The following is a 19,704-nucleotide window of genomic DNA, read 5'->3' as shown; positions in this document are numbered from 1 at the left end:
GGAGTTCCGGGCCGTCACGGTCGGGCGGCCCGTCGCTGCGCTGGGCATCGTACTGTCCGTGTGGCGCGCCCGCGAGCTGCTCTGCCTGGTGGAGTCCCTGCGCGCCGCCGCGCGGCCAGCATCGCCGGGGCCTACGAGAGGTAGGCCCCGGCTCCCTGGGACGCTATCCCGCTGGCTCGACGACGGTGACCACGTGATTGGTGCTCGTTCCCTTGACGGTCGAGCTCCCGACCAGCGTGACCGTGTAGGTGTGCTTCCCGGCCGTGGCCGGCGTGTCGGTGAAGGCGAACGTCCCGTCGGTGGTGGCGGCCAGCTTCTGACCCTTGGTGGTGACGGTGCCGTCCGGCGCGACGGCCCTGCGGCTGACGGTGACCGTCGTGCGCGGGTAGACGACGCCCTCGGCGGCGAAGGAACCGCTGAACTCAAGCAGCTCGCCGACTGCGCCCGTCGCGGGCCCGGTCACGGTGAGCGCCGGTTCGTACCTGGCCACCGTGACGGTCGCCGTCGCGTAGGCCCCGTAGTACCAGGAGTTGCCCGGCCAGGACAGGCGATACCTGAACGCCCCGATACCTGGTGGGATGTCGGTGAACTCGTAGGTCCCGTCCGCCGCTGTGGTGACCTCCCGGAAGGGCCGGTCGGTGCCGTCGGGGAGCCAGCTGTACAGTTCCAGCGTCTGCACGCCGGGGGTCGCCCCGGTGCTGAGCCTGAGCCGTCCGCTGATGGTCAGCGGCTTGAGCGCGTTTGCCTCGGCGGGCGCCGTCAGGGTCAGGGCCGAGGAGTGGTAGGGCGCGGACGGCAGCCGCCATAGGTGCATACGCCCGGTGCCGGGCTCCTTCAGTACCGCGAAGGTGTAGATGCCGTAAAAGCCGATGCTGCCCGGCACCAGCGCCTTTCCCTGGTGGCCGGCCGTATAAATCACCTCTCTCGTGGTCGCGTCGTAGACCACGAGCTCCGCCGCGTCACCCAAGGCGGAGTTCCAGCCGCCCACGACGTAGTAGCCGTTCTCGCTGGCCGCGACGGTGGCGGCCAGGTCGTGCCCGGCCGGCCCCTTCTCGTCGTAGGCCTGGGCCCGGTCGAAGGTCGTGGTGTCCCAGGCGTCGAAGCGGTGGGTGCCGGACGGCACCGGCAGCACCGCCGACCCTTGGTAGGCGAGGGCCAGGTCCTCCAGGGGCGGCAGCCCGTTTGCGTCGCCGAGGATCTCGCCGAGCGGGTTGCCCGGATCGCGGTTGACGTCGTACAGCCTGACGGTGGCGGGGCTGACTCCCGGTTCCGACACGGCGAGGAAGGCGCCGGCGACCGCGACCAGCGGAGGCCTGGTCGTGGCCGGCCCGACCTTGGCGAGGATGGGGGTGGCCCGCACCTCGAGCGCGACGACCCCTCCTTCACCCGCCCCGCCGCAACCGTACCCGATCCACAACCGGTTGTGGGCCTGCGCCAGCGTGGACGGGCACGGATAGGCGGACAGATCGATGCGCCGGGTGACGGCGACTGTGGCGGTGTCGATCTCGATCACCTCATGCGTGCCGCTCAGCGTCGCGTACACCTTCCTGGCGCCGTCCGGCGCGGACAGGGCGGTGACTCCGGACAGGCCGCCGATCGTGGTGACGGCCTCGCCGTCGAGGTGCGTGACCACGATCCGGTCGTCGGCGGCGACGAAGACCTTGCCGTGGCCGGCCACCAGGTCCCCGCCCATGCCCGCGACCCCGAGGTCGGCGACGAGATCGGCGGCCGCAGCGGGGGCTGGGACGGCGAGCAGGCTCGCCGCCAGGAGCAGAGACCCGGCCGAGGCGACTAATCGGCTGATGCGTTCAGAGGCTGAAGGACGCACATACACTCCGTTCCGAAAGACGATCTTCGTTCTTCGAACATATATTCGCATGTTGCGCCATTGCTGTGAAGGGCCAGTCGCCGAGTTTCTGAATGCGGTCCTTAACCAGGGTGGTCGCGATGGCCGCCTTGTGCGGCTGCCCCTTGAGGAACGCCCGGGCGAAACTCTGGCCTGGTCGGGGCCCTGGGTCGTTCCGGACCAGGGGCGGCCGCGAGCGCCGTCACGAGGCGGCGCTGTTCTTCCTGGTCAGTGGCGTCGGCCTGGAGACCCCGGACGTGAGCGTGGTGACCCAGGAGATCGCCGACTTCATAAGCGCACAGATCGTCGGCACGCTGATCGCCATGATCTTCTGCTTCTGGGCGCTCAGGAAGTGGGTCTTCCCCGACGAGAAGCCCTCAGTCCGGCAGCGTGCGATCGGCTCCCGCTCCCGACTCCACGGACGAGGCGGCTTGATGACGGCGAATCCAGAAGCCGTTTCGGCGGACGGACTGCTTCATGCCGCTGCTACGCCCCACGAGCCCGGCCTCGCACCGGGTCGCTGAGCGCCCCAGTATCCGCCGAAACGTCCCGTCGCTCCCTTTGCCTGTTCGCTCTCGCCTTGATGATCGACCTTCGATCTCCAGGTTTGGCGGCCCATGACACGCTGGTTAACGGCACCCCGACATCTGCCCGCACACCGGCCGCGCCCGCCTCGGCTACGACCGCGCCCGTGTCCTGCTGGAGAAGTACGCCGGGCTCGATCTGCACCAATTGCGCCACAGCGCCGCCACCCACCTCGGCGAAGCTGAAGTACCGCTGCAGCTCATCATGGGCAAGACCCGGCACAAGAACCCCCCGCACCGCCATGCGCTACACCCGCCCAGGCAGCGAGGCCGTCGCCGAGATCACCGGCATCCTCGCCTCACCACACCGAACTCACTAACCGCAGATCAGAGCCATATTCGTTGGATTTCCGCTGTTTGCTACGGGGACCCCCGGCCGTCTCGGCGGCGTGGCGCTCGACGGGACGGGTGAGGTGCGGCACGCGCCGGTCGCCGTCTGCACCTCACGGCGTGGCGTCCCCCGGTGCCGAAGGCGCGTGGCGTCTCCCGGCGCCGGAGGCCGGGCCGGGTTCACCGCGACCGGCGGGGGCGGGCCGCGGTGTCGTGGTGTGCGAGGGCGTCGGCGAGGTCGCCGAGGTATCGGGAGACCGGCCCCAGGGTGAGCAGGCCGCTGCCCGCTCCGGCCAGCTCGCCCGCCGCGGGAGCGAGCTCGCCGTACGCGCGTTCCATCATCGGCCGGTCGCCGACGGCGATCGCGGCCCGCGCGGCCAGGCACCACAGCGCCTCGAACAGCAGGTCGCGAGGCGGGTCGGGGACCTCGCGCAGCGCCTCGGCAGCCTCGGCGGGGCGATCTCGGGCCAGCAGCACCAGGGGACGGGCCCATGGCTCGTAGGGGCCCCAGCCGATGTGCTCGCCGACGGGGATGGGCAGCGCGTGCCGCAGGCGCAGGCACAGCGACGCGAGCGGCAACAGGCCGCGCTCCAGGCCGGGCATACCGGCGCCGTCCAGCCGCGCGGCGGCGTCCCGGTAGGCCGCCTCGGCCTCGGCCACTGGTGCCCGCCCGGCCTCGGTGAGCCGCAGTGCCCGGTACCACCGAGTGAACACGTCCACCAGCGGCCGCTCGTGGCGTTCGGCCAGCCGGTCCGCTGCGGCCGCGTGCCGGTCGGCCTCGGGGAAGTCGGCGAGCGCGGCGCGGGCCTGGACGCGGATGAGGTGCCCGAGTATCTGGAAGGTCGCCAGGCCGTGCCGGGCGGACAGGGCGACCAGCTCGGCGCCGATCTCGTCGCGGCGCGGGGCCAGGCCGGCGCGGTGGAAGGTCTGCATGAACACGCCGTTGAGGGCGAACGCCAGCAGCGCGGGATCGTCCAGGCGGCGGGCGATCTCCTCAGCCTGGCGGGCGGCCTGCGGGCCGCGCGCCGAGCGGGTGCCGCGCGACTCCAGGGCGATCGTGGCCAGCAGACCGGCCCGCGCCACCTCGTGCGCATCGGGCGAGATGGCGGCCAGGGCGCGTTCGGCCGCCGCCACGACGCGCGCCGCCTGCGAGGGGTCGTCGGAGCGGGTCCAGATCGCCGGGACGTCGTAGGCGCCGATCACCCGGGCGGTCAGTTCCGCGTCACCCAGTTCCTCGGCGGCGGCGATGGCCGCCAGGCGGTGCCGGCGGGCGGCCTCCAGACCGGCGCCTCCGGTCACCGCGAGGCCGCGCAGCAGGCCCACCGCCGACTCCAGCCGGGCTCGGGCACCGGAGGTCACGGTGCGGTCGTAGACGGCGGCCGTCTGCGCCCATACCCGGGCCGCCGCCCCGCCGGGGCCGGATGCGAGGTCGAGGTGATCGGCGTGGTGGAGGATGTCGGTCTCCAGGCGGCGGAGGGGCGGGCCCGGATCCACCCCCAACTGCTGGAGCAGCGTCGTTCGTGCCCGGCGCAGGACGGCGAGCGCGTCGCCCTGGCGGCCGGTGCGATACAGCGCGAGCGCCAGCAGCCGCCAGGCGTCCTCGCGCCAGGGGTGCTCGGCCACGTGCGCGTCCAGGTCCGGCACCGCCTCGGCGGCCAGGCCGAGGGCGAGCCGGATCTCGGCCTGACGCTCGACGGCGTGCGAGCGGATCTCGGCCAGGCGGGCGCGCTCCGTACCGGCCCAGGACCGGCCGGCGAACTCGGCGTAGGCGGGCCCGCGCCACCACCCCAGCGCCTCGGTCAGCTGGGCGAGCCCGTCCTGGGCAGGCAGCGTCGCGGCGGCCGAGACCACCCGTTCGAAGCGCCAGGCGTCCACCGCGCCCGGCTCCGCGCGCAGCGCGTACCCCGGCCCCTCGGTGACCAGCAGCCGGGACGGGGTCCGGGGAGGGCGCTCGGGTTCCAGCGCACGGCGCAACGCGGCCACGAAGGTGCGCACCGCGCCCACCGCGCCAGGGGGTGGATCGTCCCACAGGTCCTCGACCAGACCGGTGATCGGGACGACGCGGCGGCGGGCGGCGATCAGCCGGGCCAGCACCTCGCGGTGCCGCGGCCCCTTGAGAGCGATCGCGCCCCCGGCGGCCTCCCAGGCCGTCACCGGCCCCAGCACCCCGAACACGACCCGCACCCCTTGACCGCCCCTTCCCAGGACATCACCCCTGGCCACGGTAGCGCGCTGACCGGATGCTCATTCACGCCCGGCAGGCTGTCACCCATGGAAAAGAACGCGACCACGGCACCTGTCATCGCCGGATTCGACTACCGGCGCGTCCCCGTCGCCGACGGCGTGTCCCTGAACGTGGCCGTCGCGGGGACGGGCAGTCCGATCGTGCTGCTGCACGGGTTTCCCCAGACCCACCTGATGTGGCGGCACGTCGCCGCCGACCTGGTGGCCGACCACACCGTGATCTGCCCCGACCTGCGCGGCTACGGCGCCAGCGACAAACCGGCCGAGACCGACGGCACCACCTACGCCAAGCGCACCATGGCCGCCGACATCGTCGCCCTGGCCCGCGCGCTGGGGCATGAGCGCTTCGCACTGGCCGGGCACGACCGCGGCGCCCTGGTCGCCGTCCGCGCCGGTCTGGACCACCCCGAGACGATCACCCACCTGGCTTGCCTGGACGTGCTGCCCACGCTGGACATGTGGGAGGTGATGCACGGCGTCAGCGCCGCCGTCGGCTTCCACCTCTACCTGATGGCCCAGCCTCCCGGCCTGCCCGAGAAGATGATCGCCGCCAGTTCCGACGCCTTCTTCGGGCACTTCCTGGACATCTGGACCAACGATTCGCGGGCGATCCCCGCCGATGTCCGCACCGCCTACCTGGAGGCCTCCCGCGCGGCCGTCACCTCGATCGTGGCCGACTACCGCGCCTCCGCCGGTATCGACGTCGTCCACGACCGGGCCGACCGGGACGCCGGCAACCGGCTGCGGATGCCGGTCACCGTGCTCCAGCAGGACTGGGGCGCCGCCCTCGGCTTCGACGCGGTGGCACTGTGGAGCGCCTGGGCACCCGACCTGCGGCACATCCCCGTCACCTGCGGTCACTTCATGGCCGAGGAAGCCCCCGCCGACGTCGCCAAGGCCCTGCGGGACCTGCTCTCGCGCTGAACGACCGCCGAACGACCGCTGAACGACCGGCCGGTGTTCCGCCGTCCGGCGCGGTGGGAACCGGCGAGCGGGGCGGTCGGCGTCGGCCGCCCCGCGCCGGACCCGGCCCCTCGGTCATTCCGGCCTTCGGCTGGGTGATCGCCGCTCTGCGCGCCCACGGCTGAGCGTTCCACCACATGTCCCTCCATGGGAAAGGCAGGTCGGACCTTTCCCATCGAGTGGAGGACATCCAGGTAATGCCGGTTGTACATGATGCCCAGGATGTTTCCGATTACGGAGGTCCGCCCAGGTCCACCGAAGATTTTGTTGGAGCAGAATCAACCCTTTTACCAGCGACGATATGAACGTTCCCGGCAGGGTAGGCCCCCGTTCATGGACGGGGAACGGCAGGACGGCGCCACCTGGCGCGGTGAGATCGAAAGAGAGTTCGTCGCCGAGGTGGAGTCGGGGCGGCTGGATCTTCCGCTGCCCGGCACCGGGCGGACCAGGCGGCGCTGGGAGGCGTTGAGCGCGCTGGCCCGGCGGGATCTGTCGCTGGCGCGACTGTGCGAGGGGCACACCGACGCCGTCGCGATCCTGGCCGAACTCGGCGGTCCCGCACCCCCCACCGGCAGCCGGTGGGGGGTGTGGGCGGCGCAGCCTCCCGGCCCGGCCCTCCTGGCGCGACCCGAGGCCGGAGGGTGGCGGTTGTTCGGAACCAAGCGGTACTGCTCGGGGGCGCGGGTGTGCACCCACGCCCTGGTGACCGCGGAGACGGCGGACGGTCCCCGGCTGTTCGCCGTGTCGGCCGTTCCCGGCGCGGGCCTGCGGCCGGTGGACGGCAGCTGGCCGGCGACGGGAATGGCGGCGAGCGACACCCTGGACGTCCGGTTCGACGAGGTTCTCGGCGTTCCCGCCGAACCGGTGGGACCGGTGGACGGCTACGTGAGAAGGCCCGGTTTCCACCAGGGCGGCGCGGGCGTCGCCGCGTGCTGGTACGGAGGAGCCAGAGGCGTGGCCGAGACGTTGCTGGCCGCCGCGGCCGAGCGGGACGTCGGCCCGCACGCCCTGGCCCACCTGGGCGCGGTCGACGTGGCGCTGCGGACCGCCAGAGCGGCCCTGGAGGAGGCGGCCGACGAGATCGACGCCGACCCCCACGACCTCAAGAACGCGGGAAGAGCGCGGTCCCTGCGTCTGAAAGCGCTGGTGGAGGCCGTGGCCACCGACGTCATGGGACGGGTGGGAAGGGCCCTGGGCGCCGGGCCGCTCGGCCACGACGCCGCGCACGGGCGCCGGGTCGCCGATCTCACGGTCTACCTGCGCCAGCATCACGCCGAACGCGACCTCGCCGCGCTGGGTGCCCTGGTCGCCGAGCAGGGAGCCGGCTGGTGAGCGCCGAACGGACCGGCGAGGCCGATCCCGCCCCCAACGCCATCGACGCCCCGGGAACCTCCGAGGCCGAGTGGCGCGCCTGGCCGGGGCTCGGCGCCCTCCCGGCGCTCGCGTACGGCGGCTGGCGCAGCGCGGTGGTGATCGCCGCCCATCCCGACGACGAGGTGCTGGGACTCGGCGGGCTGCTGTCACTGCTGGCGGCCTCGGGCGTACGGTTGCGCCTGGTCGCCGTCACCGACGGCGAGGCCTCCCATCCGGGAATCGCCGACGTGGCGGCGCTGGTGGCGCGGCGAGTGGGGGAGACCGGGGCCGCGCTGGAGGCCCTGGGGGCCGGCGACGTCGAGATCGTACGGCTGGGCATGCCCGACACGGGGCTGGCCGACCGCGAGGGCGAGCTCGCCCCGGCGCTGAAGAAGGCGTCCGCCGGGTTCGAGGTGTGCCTGGCCCCGTGGGAGGCGGACGTGCACTCCGACCACGAGGCCGCCGGCCGGGCCGCGGCCTCGGCAGGGCTGCGCCCCTACTTCTATCCGATCTGGGCCTGGCACTGGGCCAGGCCCGGCGACATGCGGCTGCCCTGGGACCGGGCGCTGCGGATCCCCCTGCCACCGGCGGTCCTGGCCCGCAAGCGAGCGGCCATCGACTGTTTCGCCAGCCAGCTGGAACCCCGCGACGCCGGTCTGGAGGCCGTGCTGCCCCCCGGCGTCGTCGCCCACTTCACCCGCGACCACGAGGTGCTTTTCCGTTGACGTCCTCCCCTCGGCCACAGCCCGGGGGACCCCACGCTGGAGGTATCCGATGACGACCCGTCCGGCGACGCTCGGGCCGGAGTACTTCGAGAACATGTACTCGGCCTCACCCGACCCGTGGGGATTCACCTCCCGCTGGTACGAGGAACGCAAGTACGCCATCAGCGCCGCGCTGCTGCCCGCGCGCCGCTACCGCAACGCCTTCGAGGCCGGCTGCTCCATCGGGGTGTTCACCGCCCTGCTCGCCCCGCGCTGCGACCGCCTGCTGGCCTGCGACCTGTCCTCCGTCGCGGTCACGGCGGCCGCCGAACGCACCGCCGGTCACCCCGGGACGCGGGTGCAGCGGCGCGTCCTGCCCGCCGAGTGGCCCGAGCACGAGGGGGCGTTCGACCTCGTCGTACTGTCGGAGGTGCTCTACTACTTCGGCGGCGCGGACCTGGAGCGGATGCTCGGCCTGGCGGTCGGCGCGCTGAGCCCCGGGGGCACCCTGCTCGCGGTGCACTGGCGGCACCCCGTCGCGGAGTATCCGCGCGGCGGCGAGGAGGTGCACCGCGCCCTCGCCGAACGTACCGGGCTGACCCGCCTCGTCGACCACCGCGAACCGGACTTCCTCGCCGAGGTCTACCTGCGCGGCCCTGCGGCCCCCTCGGTGGCCGAGACCGAGGGACTCGTGTGATCCAGGCCGTCGGGGTCGTGGTGCCCGCCCGCGACGAGGAGAGACTGCTGCCCGCCTGCCTGGCCTCGGTGAACCTGGCCGGACGCATGCTCCCCGGCGTCGCGGTCCACCTGATCGTCGTCGCCGACACGTGCGCCGACCGTACGGCGTCCCTGGCCGCGCGGGCCGGGGCGACCGTCGTCGAGGGCACCATGACCAACGTCGGGCAGGCGCGGCTCGCGGGCACGCGGGTGCTCCTGCGGCGGACCCGCGCCCTGGACCCGGCCACCGTCTGGATCGCCACCACCGACGCCGACACCCTGGTCCCGCCCTGCTGGCTCGGCCGCCAGCTCAGGTACGCCTCCCAGGGGTGGGAGGCCGTCGTCGGCACCGTGATGGTCACCGACTGGTCGGGCTACCCGCCGCGCTGCCAGGCCGCCTACACCGAGGGGTACGCCGCCGGTACGAGGACGCCCTCGGCGGAGACGGGCGGCGGCGGGCGGTGGCATCCGCACGTGCACGGCGCCAACCTCGGTGTCACCGCCGCCGCCTACCTGGCGGCCGGGGGGTTCGGCGCGCTGGCGACCGGTGAGGACGACGCCCTGGTCCGGGCGCTGGAATCGGCCGGTCGGCGGGTCCTGCGTACCACCGGCGTGACCGTGGTGACCTCGGCGCGCCGCGACCCCCGGGCGCCGGGCGGCTTCGGCCACTTCCTCGCCCGGCTCGACCGCGACACCGCCTTTTCCACGCCCCGGACGCCGGGACGGCCGCGCTGAACGTCAGGGCCGCCGGTACCGCCGGTACCCCGGTGCCGTCAGGTCGCCCGCACCGGCGGTTCGCCGTCGGCCGGGGTGGCACCGTGCTCGCGCGGGAGCCGGCCGGGGGTCCTGGTCACCGGCGTCGTCCTCGGCCGAGGGCGACGCCGGTGACCAGGACGCCGAGAACGCTCACACCGGCGGCCAGATAGTATGCCGCGCTCAGGCCACCGGTGAGTTCCCGGCGCAGCGCGTCGCCGTCCAGGCCGCCGGTTCCGGTGTTGACGACGAACACCATGAGGGCGGTGCCGGCCGCCAGCCCGCTCTGGTGGGTCACGGACGCCATCCCGGACGCGACGCCCTGCTCGCCCGCCGCGACGCCGTTGCCCGCGGCGATCCACATCGAGGTCCAGACGACGCCCATCCCGAAACCGGTCACCATGACGCCGGGCAGCACGGCGGCGAACGGGGCGTACGGGGAAAGGGTCAGGGCCAGCAGGACCATGCCGGCCGCACCGGTCAGCAGGCCGGTGGACAGGGCGGCGCGCATGCCCGCACGGGTGATCAGACGCTCGGCGACCTTGGTGCCGGCGATGTTGAGCAGCGTCAGCGGCAGGTACGCCAGTCCCGTCCGCAGGGGGTCGTAGCCGAGGACGTCCTGGAGGTAGACGGTGAGCAGGTAGTACTGGGCCCCAAGGCCCGCCCCGAACACCGCCGTGATCGCCATGGCCGCGACCAGGCTCCGGTTGGCGAACATGCGCGGGGGCATCAGCGGGTCACGGCTGCGCGCTTCGATCACGGCGAACACCGCGAGCAGCGCGAGGCCGAGACCGAAGGCGGCGAGGACCGGCGAGGAGGTCCAGCCCCACTCGGGGCCCTGCGCCAGGACGAGGACCAGCAGCGTGATCCCGGCGGTCGCGGTCAGCGCTCCGGGTAGGTCGAAGCGGCGTTCCCGCGCGGCGGCCTCCCGGCCCGCGCCGAAGGGGCGGCCGGCCGGGAGGTCGGCGGGCAGCAGGGGGAACGCCGCCAGCAGGGCGGCGCCGGCCAGCAGCACGAAGACGTGGAAGACCGACTCCCATCCGAAGAGGTCGGTCAGCACCCCGCCGAGCAGCGCCCCTCCGGCCAGGCCGCCGCCTCCCATGGCGGCCCACACCGCGAGCGCGCGGTTACGCTCGGGCCCCTCGGCGAAGGTGGTGCCGATCAGGGACAGGGTGGCGGGAAACAGCAGCGCCGCGCCCAGCCCCTGCGCGGCGCGCACCCCGATCAGCGGCCCTGGGCTCTCGGCGAGCCCGCCCGCCAGCGACGAGACGGCGTACAGGACGAGGGCCGAGACGAACACGCGGCGCCGCCCGAGCAGGTCCGCGGCCCGCCCGCCCAGCAGCATGAAGCCGCCGAACGCGACCGCGTACGCGCTGACCACCCACTGCAGGGCCTGGCCGGAGAAGTCCAGTTCCCGGCCGATCTCGGGCAGCGCGACGTAGACGATGTTGTAGTCGGCGGCGATGATGAACTGGGCGAATGCCAGCAGGGCCAGGGCCGGTCCCGCGCGGCGAGGCCGGCGGGAGGCGCTCGTGGAGGTGTCCGTCATGCCGGTACGGTAAAAGGTGCCATCAATGTCAGATTCAAGTCACGGATCGGCGGGTGAGGCGGAGAATGCGGATCGGCGAACTGGCCCGGCGCACCGGGGTGAGCGAGCGGTCGCTGCGCTACTACGAGGAGCAGGGGCTGCTGGCGGCCGAGCGCACCCCCGGCGGCCATCGCGATTATCCGGGTAGCTCGGTCGACCGGGTCATCCGCATCCAGGAGCTATTCGCCGCGGGACTGCACAGCGCGAAGATCGCGCAGCTGCTTCCCTGCATGCGCGACGCCGACGGCGGCCCGTCCGAGATCGCCACCCCTCGGCTGGTCACCGAGCTGACCGCGGAACGAGATCGCGTCAATCGGATGATCGCCGACGTGATCCGCTCCCGGGACGTCCTGGACGAGGTGATCGAGGCGGCCTCACGCGGGACGGCGGCCGGGGAAGGCGTGGCGGCGGGCCACGGCGACGATGACCAGGGCGGCGGTGACGAGGGGGAGGGCGGTCCGGGGGAGGGCGTCCGCGCCGCTCGCCGCCCCTTCCAGGACGAGGCCACCGGCCAGGGACCCGGCGGCGATGCCGGCGTTGTGGACGGTGATCTGCGGGGAGATGGCCACGTCCGCGCCGGTGGACCGCCCCGTCCGGCCTGACCGCGACGCTCGACCCGCGGTCGTGACGGCCGGCCGCCGCAGAGGCGCCTCACAGCAGCAGGCGCACCGCGGCCAGCAGCGTGAGTCCCAGCGTGATCCGCTCGAAGAGCGTGCGGTCGATGTGGCCGATGACGACGCGTCCGGTCGCGGCCCCGGCGAGGACCGCCGGGGCGCCCAGCGCGGCGAAGACGAGGCCGGCGGGGGTGATCAGGCCCAGCGCGACGCTGAACGGCACCTTGAAGGCGTTGATCGTCAGGAAGAACCAGGCGCTGGTGCCCAGGAAGCCCAGTATCGGCAGGCCCGCCGCCAGGAAGTAGACGGCCATGATGGGACCGGCCGCGTTCGCCGTCATGGTGGCGAAGCCCGCGAAGACACCCGCGAGGGCGGCCACCGGGCGGCGGTGGGCGAGCGAGTCCTCCGGCTCCCGGCGCCGGTTCCACAGGTGCACGGCGATGATCACCAGCAGGATCGCCCCGATGAGCCGTCTCATCTGCCCGTCGTCGACCCAGCGCACCACCACCGCCCCGGCGACCACGCCCAGGGCGACCCACGGGAACAACCTGACCAGCCTCGGCCATTCGGCGTGACGCCGGTAGGAGGCCACGGCGACCACGTCACCGACGAGCAGGAGCGGCAGCAGCGTCCCCGTGGACTCCTTGGTCGGCAGCACGAGCGCGAACAGGGCGATCGCCACCGTCCCCGTTCCGGAGACGCCGGTCTTGGAGAAGCCCACCAGGAACAGGGCGGCCAGCAGGATCACCCACTGGGCGGCGTCAAGGGAGGGCATCAGCCTCGCCGGTGGGAGGAAACGGGAGATGAAGTCACAGATGACCGTACATGATGCGTCAGCCGACGAATCCCCTGGCCGGGCGCCCGAACCTCCGGACGGGAAACCGGAGCGGCTTCACCGCCCCTGTCCCGGGGTGCCGTCGACGAACGTGCCACCGGCCGCCAAACCGCTCTGACCTGGAACGTTGGTGGCCTCACCGGTCATCCGGATCCGCCGTGACATGAAGCCGCCCTCACGCCTTCCCATCTGGCACTGGCCAGGAGACGGCACGCCGATCGCCCGGTAACACCGCGACGTACTGGGAAAGCCCCGGCGACGCCTTCCCGCAGAACCACACCGTCGACCTGGGCGCCCTGGTCAAGCTCCGCCAGGCCGAGCCGACCCTGCCGCCGGGCCGGCCGGCCCGCACCCAGACGATCGCCATCTCGAGCGGCAACGACGGCAGCGCGACACCGCCTGGCCCGAGGGCCGGCTCTCCGAACCGCGCCTGCTCGCGTCCTGACGAACGGCTTCCGGCTCCGCCCGTGAGGGCGGGCGGAGCCGGTTGTCCGGACAATGGGCCGGGACCGCGCGCCGCTGTTCACCCTCCCGTCACCGGATGCCTCATCCGGTGATGGTCGCAGGTCACAGGCTTACCGCTTGTGAGACGACGTATCGGCCTCAGCCTCGCGGCCGCCGCCCTCTTGGCATCGCCCGCCCTCATCATCCAGCCCGCCTCCGCCGCCACCCTCGCGGCGGAGAACTTCGACGGACTCGCCGGGATCTTGTCCCCGAGGGTCCACGAGACCGGTATCCCCGCCTCCCTGCTCGGCTTCACCCACACCACCCCCTCCGGCTGGAGCGTCACCAACGTCGCCGGGATGGCCGGGCTCGGCGCCGAGGAGTGGCGCGGCTGGAGCTTCACGACGCCCCAGTTCTGGCGGGCGACGCAGAGTGGCCAGGGGCGGGAGAACTTCGCGCGCGGGTCCGGCGTGATCGCCGTGGCCGACAACGACGAGTGGGACGACCTGGGCGTCCGGCCGGGTGCCCAGCCGTTCGCCAGCACGCTGACCTCTCCGGCGTGGAACGTGTCCGGCAAGAGCGGCGTGTACGTCAACTTCGCCTCCGCCTACCGGCAGACCGAGGGACAGGTGGCCGCGCTGGAGGTGTCGTTCGACGGCGGCCCGCGCACCCGGTTGTTCCAGTGGGACTCCACGAACCTTCCCTCGATCGTGTCGGGCGCGACGTACCCGAAGGAGAACGAGTACCTGAGCCAGCGGGTGGCCGTCCCGGCGGGCGCCTCGACGGTGAAGGTGAGCTGGGTCGTCGAGCAGGCGCAGAACGACTGGTACTGGGCGGTCGACGACGTGTCGCTGACCGACACCCGGCCCGCTGGCGCGACCGACCCGCTCCCGGGGCCGCCGATCCCGCCGGGGACCAGCGCCCGCAAGGTCATGATCATCGACGCCGACGGCGTGCGCTGGGACAAGCTGCGGGCCGCCGCCACCCCCCGCCTCGACGCGCTCGCCGCGGCCGGGCAGTGGGGGCCGACGTACCTGCAGGGCACCGAGATGGCGGCGACGCTGTCCGGTCCCGGGCACGCCAACGTGCTGACGGGCGTCTGGCCGGACAAGCACAGGGTGCGCGACAACGGCTTCGCCGGGCACGACCTGGCGACCTACCCCAGCGTGATCACCCGGCTGGAGCAGGCGCGCCCGGCGTTGGCCACGTTCTCCATCGCCGATTGGGCGCCGCTGAACACCTACGTGCTCGGCAACCCCGACGTGAAGATCCAGCAGACCACGACCGGCGGGCCGACCGCCTCCGACCGGCGCTCGGTCGACGCGGTGAAGCAGTCGCTGGCCACCCGCGACCCCGACCTGACGTTCCTCTACCTGCACGGTCCCGACGCCGCCGGGCACGGGCAGGGCTCCGACAGCGCCACCTACACGACCGCGCTGCAGACCCTGGATGCCCAGGTGGGGGAGGTCGTCGACGCGGTGCGCGCACGGCCCGCGTACGCGCGGGAGAACTGGCTGTTCGTCTTCACCTCCGACCACGGCTTCTCCGGCTCCGGCCACGGTGGCAACGAGTTCACCACCCGCCAGACCGTGCTGCTGGCCAGCGGCGGCGACGTGCCCGCCACGCCGAAGCGGGAGTGGCGGCAGGTCGACGTCGCGCCGACGGTGCTGCGGCACCTGGACGTCACGCCCAACCCCGCCTGGGGCCTGGACGGCGTCCCCATCGGCACCCCGTCCGCCGACCCGTTCGACACGGTGTCTCTCCAGGGTGTCGTGGACGAGCCCGCAAAGCCCGGCGGCCTGCTCGGCTGGACGAAGACGACCCCGTCCGGCTGGCAGATCGACGAGCGGACCCCCGCCGGTTCGGGCGTGACGGAGTATCGGGGCTGGTCGTTCATGACGGGCCCGTTCTGGACGACGAGCAACACCGACCAGGGCCGCGAGTCGTTCGTCCGGGGCCGGGACGTCATCGCCGTCGCCGACCCCGACGAGTGGGACGACAAGGGCTCACCCGTCGCGAACGGCCTGCGAATGGACTCGACGCTGCTGTCCCCGTGGCGCGACGTCCAGCCCGGCGGCCGGGTGACGGTGGCCTACACCAGCCACTACCGCCAGGTCGACCGGACCGCCGACCCGCAGAAAGCGCAGCTCGTCCTGCGCTACGACACCGGCGCCCAGCAGGTGTTGTGGTCGCGCGACGCCGCGACCGGCGACGCCTTCGAGATGAGCCGCCGCGAGTCGTTCACCGCCACCGCGCCCGCCGGGGTGACCCGCGTCCGTGCCGGCTGGCGACTCCACGACGGCGCCAACAACTTCTACTGGGCCGTCGACGAACCCGCCATCGGCGTGACCACACCATAAGGAAAGCGAACCACCATGTCATTGCTGCGTACCTCCCTCGCCGTGGGCGCCCTGCTGGCGCTGACGGCCGCGTGCGGCGCGTCCGACGCCACCTCCCGGGCCGAGGGCATGCCCGAAACGCTCGTCCTGGCCGCCATCCCGGCCGAGAACTCCACCGACCTCAAGGCCGGCTACGAACCGCTGATCAAGCTGCTGGAGAAGGAGACCGGCGCGACGGTCGAGTTCAAGCAGGCCAGCGACTACGCGGGCGTCGTCGAGGGCATGATCGCCGGCAACGTCGACATCGCCTTCTTCGGCCCGTTCGCGTACGTCATCGCCACCACCAACGGCGCGAAGATCCAGCCGCTCGGCGCGGTGACCGCCGCCAAGGGGCAGCCCGCCGGATACCACTCCTACGGGCTCACCCAGGGCTCCAACACCGCGATCAACGACCTGAAGGATTTCGCCGGCAAAAGCGTCTGCTTCGTCGACCCGGGCTCCACCAGCGGCTTCCTCTACCCGTCGGCGGGCCTGATCAGCGCCGGCGTGATCAAGTCGTCGGTCGAGGCCGACCTGACGGCGGGCCTCAAGCCCGTATACGCGGGCGGCCACGACGCCTCGGCGCTGGCCATCAAGAACGGCGACTGCGAGGCCGGCTTCGCGATGGAGTCGATGGTCGACAAGACGCTGCCGGAGAAGGGCGAGCTGAAAGCCGGCGACCTGAAGCAGGTGTGGAAGTCCGAGACCATCGCCGGTTCGCTGTTCGCCGCGCGCACCGACCTCGGCCCGGCCGCGCTGGCCACGCTCACCCAGGTGATGACGAAGAAGGCGAACGCCGACCACCTGCTGTCGCAGCGGCTGTGCGAGGGCGAGTGCCTGATCACCGACGAGGACGCCTGGGGGGTCGTCCCGGCCGCCGACGCCGACTACGACGGGGTGCGCGAGGTCTGCGCCGTCACGAAGTCGGACAAGTGCAAGGGCTGACCGTCACGCCGGAGGAGCCCGCGGACGTGATCGCCGTCCGCGGGCTCACCCGGCGTTTCGGCGACCTGGTCGCCGTGGACGACGTGTCGCTGAGCGTCGCACCGGGCGAGTTCGTCGTGCTGCTCGGCCTGTCGGGCTCGGGCAAGTCGACACTGCTGCGCTGCCTGAACGGCCTGCATCCGGTGTCGGCGGGCGAGGTGGAGGTCCTCGGCACGCGCGTGCACGCCGCCCCCGAGGCGGAGCTGCGGCGGTTGCGGACCCAGGTGGGGTTCGTGTTCCAGGCGTTCAACCTCGTCGGCCGCCTCTCCTGCGTGGAGAACGTGCTCACCGGCGCGCTCGGCCGCCTGCGCCTGCCCCGCTACGGCGTCCGTTCGTACGGACAGAATCTGCGCCGTGAGGCGCTGGCCTGCTTGGACCGGGTCGGGCTCGCCGACCGGGCCTTCCAGCGGGCCGGCACCCTGTCGGGCGGCCAGCAGCAGCGGGTGGCCATCGCGCGCACGCTCATGCAGCGGCCCCGGGTGCTGCTGGCCGACGAGCCGGTCGCCTCGCTCGACCCGGAGAACGCCGGATCGGTGATGGATCTGCTGGTGCGCGTCTGCGCCGAGGAGGGCCTGACGGTCGTGTGCACGCTGCACCAGGTGGACCTGGCGCTCGGCTGGGCGCACCGCCTGGTCGGCCTCAACCAGGGCCGCAAGGTGCTCGACCGGCCCGCCGCCGGAATGGACCGCGCCGACGTCATGGACGTCTACCGCAGGGTGGAACCCGTATGACGATCACCCCGCCGCTGACGCGGGAACGGCTGCGGCTGCGCGTCGCCGCCGCAGCCGCCGTCGTCGCCACGGTCGCCGCCGCGCTGCACATCGACGCCACGTTCGAGGCGCTGACCGATGGGGCCTCGGCGGTGTCCGGGCTGCTGGCGCGGATGTGGCCGCCGGCCATCCCCGACCTGGGGCGGGTGGCCGGCCTGGCGCTCGACACGCTGCTCATCGCGCTGCTGGGCACCGTCCTGGCCACGGTGCTCTCGGTGCCGCTGGCGTTCTTGGCGGCGGCCAACACCACGCCGAACCGGGTCGTCCACGGCGTCGCGCGGGCCGTGATCACCTTCTTCCGGGCGGTGCCCGACCTGGTGTTCGCCGTACTGCTGGTACGGGCGCTCGGCATCGGCGTGCTGCCGGGCGTGCTCGCGCTGGGGCTGCACTCGATCGGCATGCTCGGCAAGGTGTTCGCCGACGCGATCGAGCAGAGCGATCCGGGGCCGCGTGAGGCGATCCGCAGCACCGGCGCCGGGCCCGTCAGGGAACGGGTGGCGGGCGTGCTGCCGCAGGTCGTGCCCTCGTGGATCGCCATGTTCGTCTACCGGGTGGACATCAACCTGCGCACCTCCGTGGTGCTCGGCTTCGTCGGCGCGGGCGGCATCGGCTTCGCCCTCCAAGACGCGCTGCGCGGTCTCGTCTACGACAAGGCGCTGGGCATCGTCGGGGTGATCTTGCTGGTCATCGCCGCGATGGAGCTGCTGTCGATCGGGCTGCGCCGGGTGCTGCTCGACCCCGCCTCCGGGCCCGCCGCGCCGCGCGACCCGGTGCGGGTCACCGCCCCGTGGTCGGCCGGGCGCGCGACCCGTGCCGCGGTCGCGGCACTGCTCGCCGTCGCCGTCGGGTACGCCGTGGTGCGCCTGGACATCGACCCCCGGGAGCTGTGGACGAAGTTCGGCGACGTCGTCGAGGTCGCCGGACGGCTGCTGCCGCCCGACTTCACCCTGCTCGGCTGGGAACTGGCCGCCGCCATCGCCGAGACGCTGGCGATCGGCGTGGTGGCGACCGCCGCCGGGGTGGTGCTGTCGGTGCCGCTCGGCCTGCTGGCCGCCCGCAACGTGGCCCCGAACCCCACGATCTACTGGGCCGCGCGGGCGGTCGTCCTCGGCGTGCGCGCGATCCCGGAACTGGTGCTCGCCGTGGTGTTCGTCGCCGCGCTCGGACTCGGGCCGCTGGCGGGGGCGAGCGCGCTCGCCGTCGGGTCGATCGGGTTCCTGGGCAAGCTCGTCGCCGACGCCGCCGAGGAGATCGACCCGGGGCCGGCGGAGGCGATCAGGGCCGTGGGCGGCGGGTGGTGGCAGCGGTTGCTGGCGGCCGTCGTGCCGCAGGCCACCCCGGCGGTCATCGGCTCGTCGCTCTATCTGCTGGACGTCAACATCCGCACCTCGACGATCCTCGGCATCGTCGGAGCGGGCGGGGTGGGTTTCCTGCTGTTTGAGGCGATCCGTACTCTCAACTTTGAATTCGCGGGCGCGATCGTGCTGATCGTTTTCGGCGTCGTGCTCCTCGTGGAAAGGTTCTCGGGATGGGTCAGGGCACAGGTCCTGTGACGGCGCGGGTCCAGGTGTGGACCGGCGGCGCCGGCTTCGAGGAGCGGCGAGTGCCGCTGCCCGAGCCGGGCCCCGGCGAGACGCTGGTCCGCGTACGGCTCGCGACCGTGTGCGGCAGCGACCTGCACACCGTGTCGGGCCGCCGTCCCGGGCCCGCGCCCGGGGTGCTCGGCCACGAGGGCGTCGGGGAGGTCGTCGCCGCCGGGCCGGGTGCGGTCACCGTGGCGGGGGAGCCGCTGGTTCTCGGCGACCGCGTCGTATGGGGCGTCGTCGTGAGCTGCGGCGACTGCGACCGCTGCCGCGCCGGGCGCGCCGCCAAGTGCCGCCGGGCCCGCAAGATCGGCCACGAGCCGTACGAGGGCGGCGAGCTGTTCGGCTGCTACGCCACCCACGTCCATCTGCCGACGGGCATGCCGATCGTGGCGGCCCCCCGGGAGTTGCCCGACGCGGTGGCCGCGCCCGCCGGGTGCGCGACCGCGACCGTCGCCGCCGTGATGGCCGCCGCGATCGCCGCGGCCGGGCCGCTGACCGGGCGGCGGGTGCTGGTCAGTGGCGCGGGCATGCTCGGCCTGACCGCCATGGCCATGGCCGCCGAGGCCGGTGCCGCCGAGATCACCGCCGTCGACCTGGACGCCGACCGGCTGCGTCTGGCCGCCGCGTTCGGCGCGACCCGCGCCGGCACCCCCGACGAGCCGCCTCCGACCGCTGACGTGGCGCTGGAGTTCTCCGGGGCCGCCGGGGCGGTGGCGAGCGGCCTGGCCGCCCTCGACGTCGGCGGCGTGCTGGTTCTGGCCGGGTCGGTGGCCCCGGGGCCGGCCGTCGCCGTCGACCCCGAGCGCGTGGTGCGCAACTGGCTGACCGTCACCGGCGTGCACAACTACGAGTCGCACCACCTGGCCGACGCGATCACCTTCCTGGCCCGCACCGCCGCCACCCGCCCGTGGGGCGACCTCGTCGCGGAGCCGGTGCCGCTGTCGGCCACCGCGTCGGCCCTCGGCGCGGGCCCCGGCCGCGCCCCGCGCGCCTCGGTCGCCCCGTGAGAGA

16 protein-coding genes are annotated in these 19,704 nt (G+C 73.4%); 12 read left to right on the top strand and 4 right to left on the bottom strand.

What is annotated here, in order from left to right:
* Positions 1-163: 163 nt before the first annotated feature.
* On the bottom strand, positions 164-1,828 hold the full coding sequence (locus tag ABD817_RS30940) for a hypothetical protein (RefSeq protein ID WP_344921780.1): 1,665 nt from the start codon (positions 1,826-1,828) through the stop codon (positions 164-166).
* A gap of 119 nt (positions 1,829-1,947) precedes the next feature.
* Here ABD817_RS30940 and ABD817_RS30935 point away from each other — a divergent pair, with 119 nt between their 5' ends.
* Positions 1,948-2,370: a GtrA family protein gene (locus tag ABD817_RS30935; RefSeq protein ID WP_344921779.1), complete on the top strand. Its 423-nt coding sequence runs from the start codon at positions 1,948-1,950 to the stop codon at positions 2,368-2,370.
* Positions 2,371-2,940: 570 nt separating this feature from the next.
* On the opposite strand, the gene ABD817_RS30930 is transcribed toward ABD817_RS30935, so the two are convergent.
* The gene (locus ABD817_RS30930; RefSeq protein ID WP_344921778.1) at positions 2,941-4,944 is read right to left on the bottom strand and encodes an AfsR/SARP family transcriptional regulator; all 2,004 of its coding nucleotides are present in this window, start codon (positions 4,942-4,944) and stop codon (positions 2,941-2,943) included.
* Between the two features lie 87 nt (positions 4,945-5,031).
* On the opposite strand from ABD817_RS30930, the gene ABD817_RS30925 reads away from it, so the two are divergent.
* The 5 genes from ABD817_RS30925 (at position 5,032) to ABD817_RS30905 (ending at position 9,476) form a co-directional block, all read left to right on the top strand.
* Positions 5,032-5,928: an alpha/beta fold hydrolase gene (locus ABD817_RS30925; RefSeq protein WP_344921777.1), complete on the top strand. Its 897-nt coding sequence runs from the start codon at positions 5,032-5,034 to the stop codon at positions 5,926-5,928.
* 372 nt (positions 5,929-6,300) lie between these two features.
* Positions 6,301-7,299, top strand: a complete 999-nt coding sequence (locus ABD817_RS30920; RefSeq protein WP_344921776.1) for an acyl-CoA dehydrogenase — start codon at positions 6,301-6,303, stop codon at positions 7,297-7,299.
* Positions 7,296-8,045 carry a PIG-L deacetylase family protein gene (locus ABD817_RS30915; protein ID WP_344921775.1) on the top strand — a complete coding sequence of 250 codons (750 nt, stop codon included), beginning with the start codon at positions 7,296-7,298 and terminating at the stop codon, positions 8,043-8,045. The genes ABD817_RS30920 and ABD817_RS30915 overlap by 4 nt, the downstream gene beginning before the upstream one ends.
* A 49-nt stretch (positions 8,046-8,094) precedes the next feature.
* Positions 8,095-8,721, top strand: a complete 627-nt coding sequence (locus ABD817_RS30910) for a class I SAM-dependent DNA methyltransferase (protein WP_344921774.1) — start codon at positions 8,095-8,097, stop codon at positions 8,719-8,721.
* Positions 8,718-9,476 (top strand): glycosyltransferase family 2 protein, encoded by a 759-nt coding sequence (locus ABD817_RS30905; RefSeq protein ID WP_344921773.1) that lies wholly within the window; start codon positions 8,718-8,720, stop codon positions 9,474-9,476. Before ABD817_RS30910 ends, ABD817_RS30905 begins: the two co-directional genes overlap by 4 nt.
* 115 nt (positions 9,477-9,591) lie before the next feature.
* Here ABD817_RS30905 and ABD817_RS30900 read toward each other — a convergent pair whose 3' ends face one another.
* Positions 9,592-11,043 (bottom strand): MFS transporter, encoded by a 1,452-nt coding sequence (locus tag ABD817_RS30900; protein WP_344921772.1) that lies wholly within the window; start codon positions 11,041-11,043, stop codon positions 9,592-9,594.
* Between the two features lie 65 nt (positions 11,044-11,108).
* On the opposite strand from ABD817_RS30900, the gene ABD817_RS30895 reads away from it, so the two are divergent.
* Positions 11,109-11,684: a MerR family transcriptional regulator gene (locus ABD817_RS30895; RefSeq protein WP_344921771.1), complete on the top strand. Its 576-nt coding sequence runs from the start codon at positions 11,109-11,111 to the stop codon at positions 11,682-11,684.
* 49 nt (positions 11,685-11,733) lie between these two features.
* Here ABD817_RS30895 and ABD817_RS30890 read toward each other — a convergent pair whose 3' ends face one another.
* Complete coding sequence (locus tag ABD817_RS30890; RefSeq protein WP_344921769.1) at positions 11,734-12,471, bottom strand: sulfite exporter TauE/SafE family protein; 738 nt, start codon at positions 12,469-12,471, stop codon at positions 11,734-11,736.
* 644 nt (positions 12,472-13,115) lie between these two features.
* On the opposite strand from ABD817_RS30890, the gene ABD817_RS30885 reads away from it, so the two are divergent.
* From ABD817_RS30885 to ABD817_RS30865, 5 genes are read left to right on the top strand one after another with little or no spacing between them, the layout of a single operon-like run.
* Positions 13,116-15,335 carry an alkaline phosphatase family protein gene (locus ABD817_RS30885; protein WP_344921768.1) on the top strand — a complete coding sequence of 740 codons (2,220 nt, stop codon included), beginning with the start codon at positions 13,116-13,118 and terminating at the stop codon, positions 15,333-15,335.
* Between the two features lie 15 nt (positions 15,336-15,350).
* Positions 15,351-16,298, top strand: a complete 948-nt coding sequence (locus ABD817_RS30880) for a phosphate/phosphite/phosphonate ABC transporter substrate-binding protein (RefSeq protein WP_344921767.1) — start codon at positions 15,351-15,353, stop codon at positions 16,296-16,298.
* The gene (gene phnC, locus ABD817_RS30875; RefSeq protein ID WP_344921766.1) at positions 16,286-17,068 is read left to right on the top strand and encodes a phosphonate ABC transporter ATP-binding protein; all 783 of its coding nucleotides are present in this window, start codon (positions 16,286-16,288) and stop codon (positions 17,066-17,068) included. Before ABD817_RS30880 ends, phnC begins: the two co-directional genes overlap by 13 nt.
* Positions 17,065-18,660, top strand: coding sequence for a phosphonate ABC transporter, permease protein PhnE (gene phnE, locus ABD817_RS30870; protein WP_344921765.1), 1,596 nt, complete (start codon positions 17,065-17,067; stop codon positions 18,658-18,660). The genes phnC and phnE overlap by 4 nt, the downstream gene beginning before the upstream one ends.
* A complete protein-coding gene (locus ABD817_RS30865) occupies positions 18,636-19,700 on the top strand; it encodes a zinc-binding dehydrogenase (RefSeq protein WP_344921764.1) in 1,065 nt (354 codons plus the stop codon). The genes phnE and ABD817_RS30865 overlap by 25 nt, the downstream gene beginning before the upstream one ends.
* The last annotated feature ends 4 nt before the right edge of the window (positions 19,701-19,704 follow it).

It is taken from the genome of Streptosporangium oxazolinicum, assembly GCF_039537505.1.
Taxonomy (GTDB): Bacteria; Actinomycetota; Actinomycetes; order Streptosporangiales; family Streptosporangiaceae; genus Streptosporangium; species Streptosporangium oxazolinicum.
The sequence above is the reverse complement of the archived record's forward strand: the minus strand, read 5'-3'. Positions and strand labels throughout refer to the sequence as shown.

Excerpts from the sequence above, each read along its gene's own strand:
- ABD817_RS30935 (WP_344921779.1), top strand. The coding sequence starts at position 1,948 with ATGGCCGCCTTGTGCGGCTGCCCCTTGAGGAACGCCCGGGCGAAACTC.
- ABD817_RS30925 (WP_344921777.1), top strand. The coding sequence starts at position 5,032 with ATGGAAAAGAACGCGACCACGGCACCTGTCATCGCCGGATTCGACTAC.
- ABD817_RS30920 (WP_344921776.1), top strand. The coding sequence starts at position 6,301 with ATGGACGGGGAACGGCAGGACGGCGCCACCTGGCGCGGTGAGATCGAA.
- ABD817_RS30910 (WP_344921774.1), top strand. The coding sequence starts at position 8,095 with ATGACGACCCGTCCGGCGACGCTCGGGCCGGAGTACTTCGAGAACATG.
- ABD817_RS30900 (WP_344921772.1), bottom strand. The coding sequence starts at position 11,043 with ATGACGGACACCTCCACGAGCGCCTCCCGCCGGCCTCGCCGCGCGGGA.
- ABD817_RS30895 (WP_344921771.1), top strand. The coding sequence starts at position 11,109 with ATGCGGATCGGCGAACTGGCCCGGCGCACCGGGGTGAGCGAGCGGTCG.
- ABD817_RS30890 (WP_344921769.1), bottom strand. The coding sequence starts at position 12,471 with ATGCCCTCCCTTGACGCCGCCCAGTGGGTGATCCTGCTGGCCGCCCTG.
- ABD817_RS30880 (WP_344921767.1), top strand. The coding sequence starts at position 15,351 with ATGTCATTGCTGCGTACCTCCCTCGCCGTGGGCGCCCTGCTGGCGCTG.
- phnE (WP_344921765.1), top strand. The coding sequence starts at position 17,065 with ATGACGATCACCCCGCCGCTGACGCGGGAACGGCTGCGGCTGCGCGTC.
- ABD817_RS30865 (WP_344921764.1), top strand. The coding sequence starts at position 18,636 with ATGGGTCAGGGCACAGGTCCTGTGACGGCGCGGGTCCAGGTGTGGACC.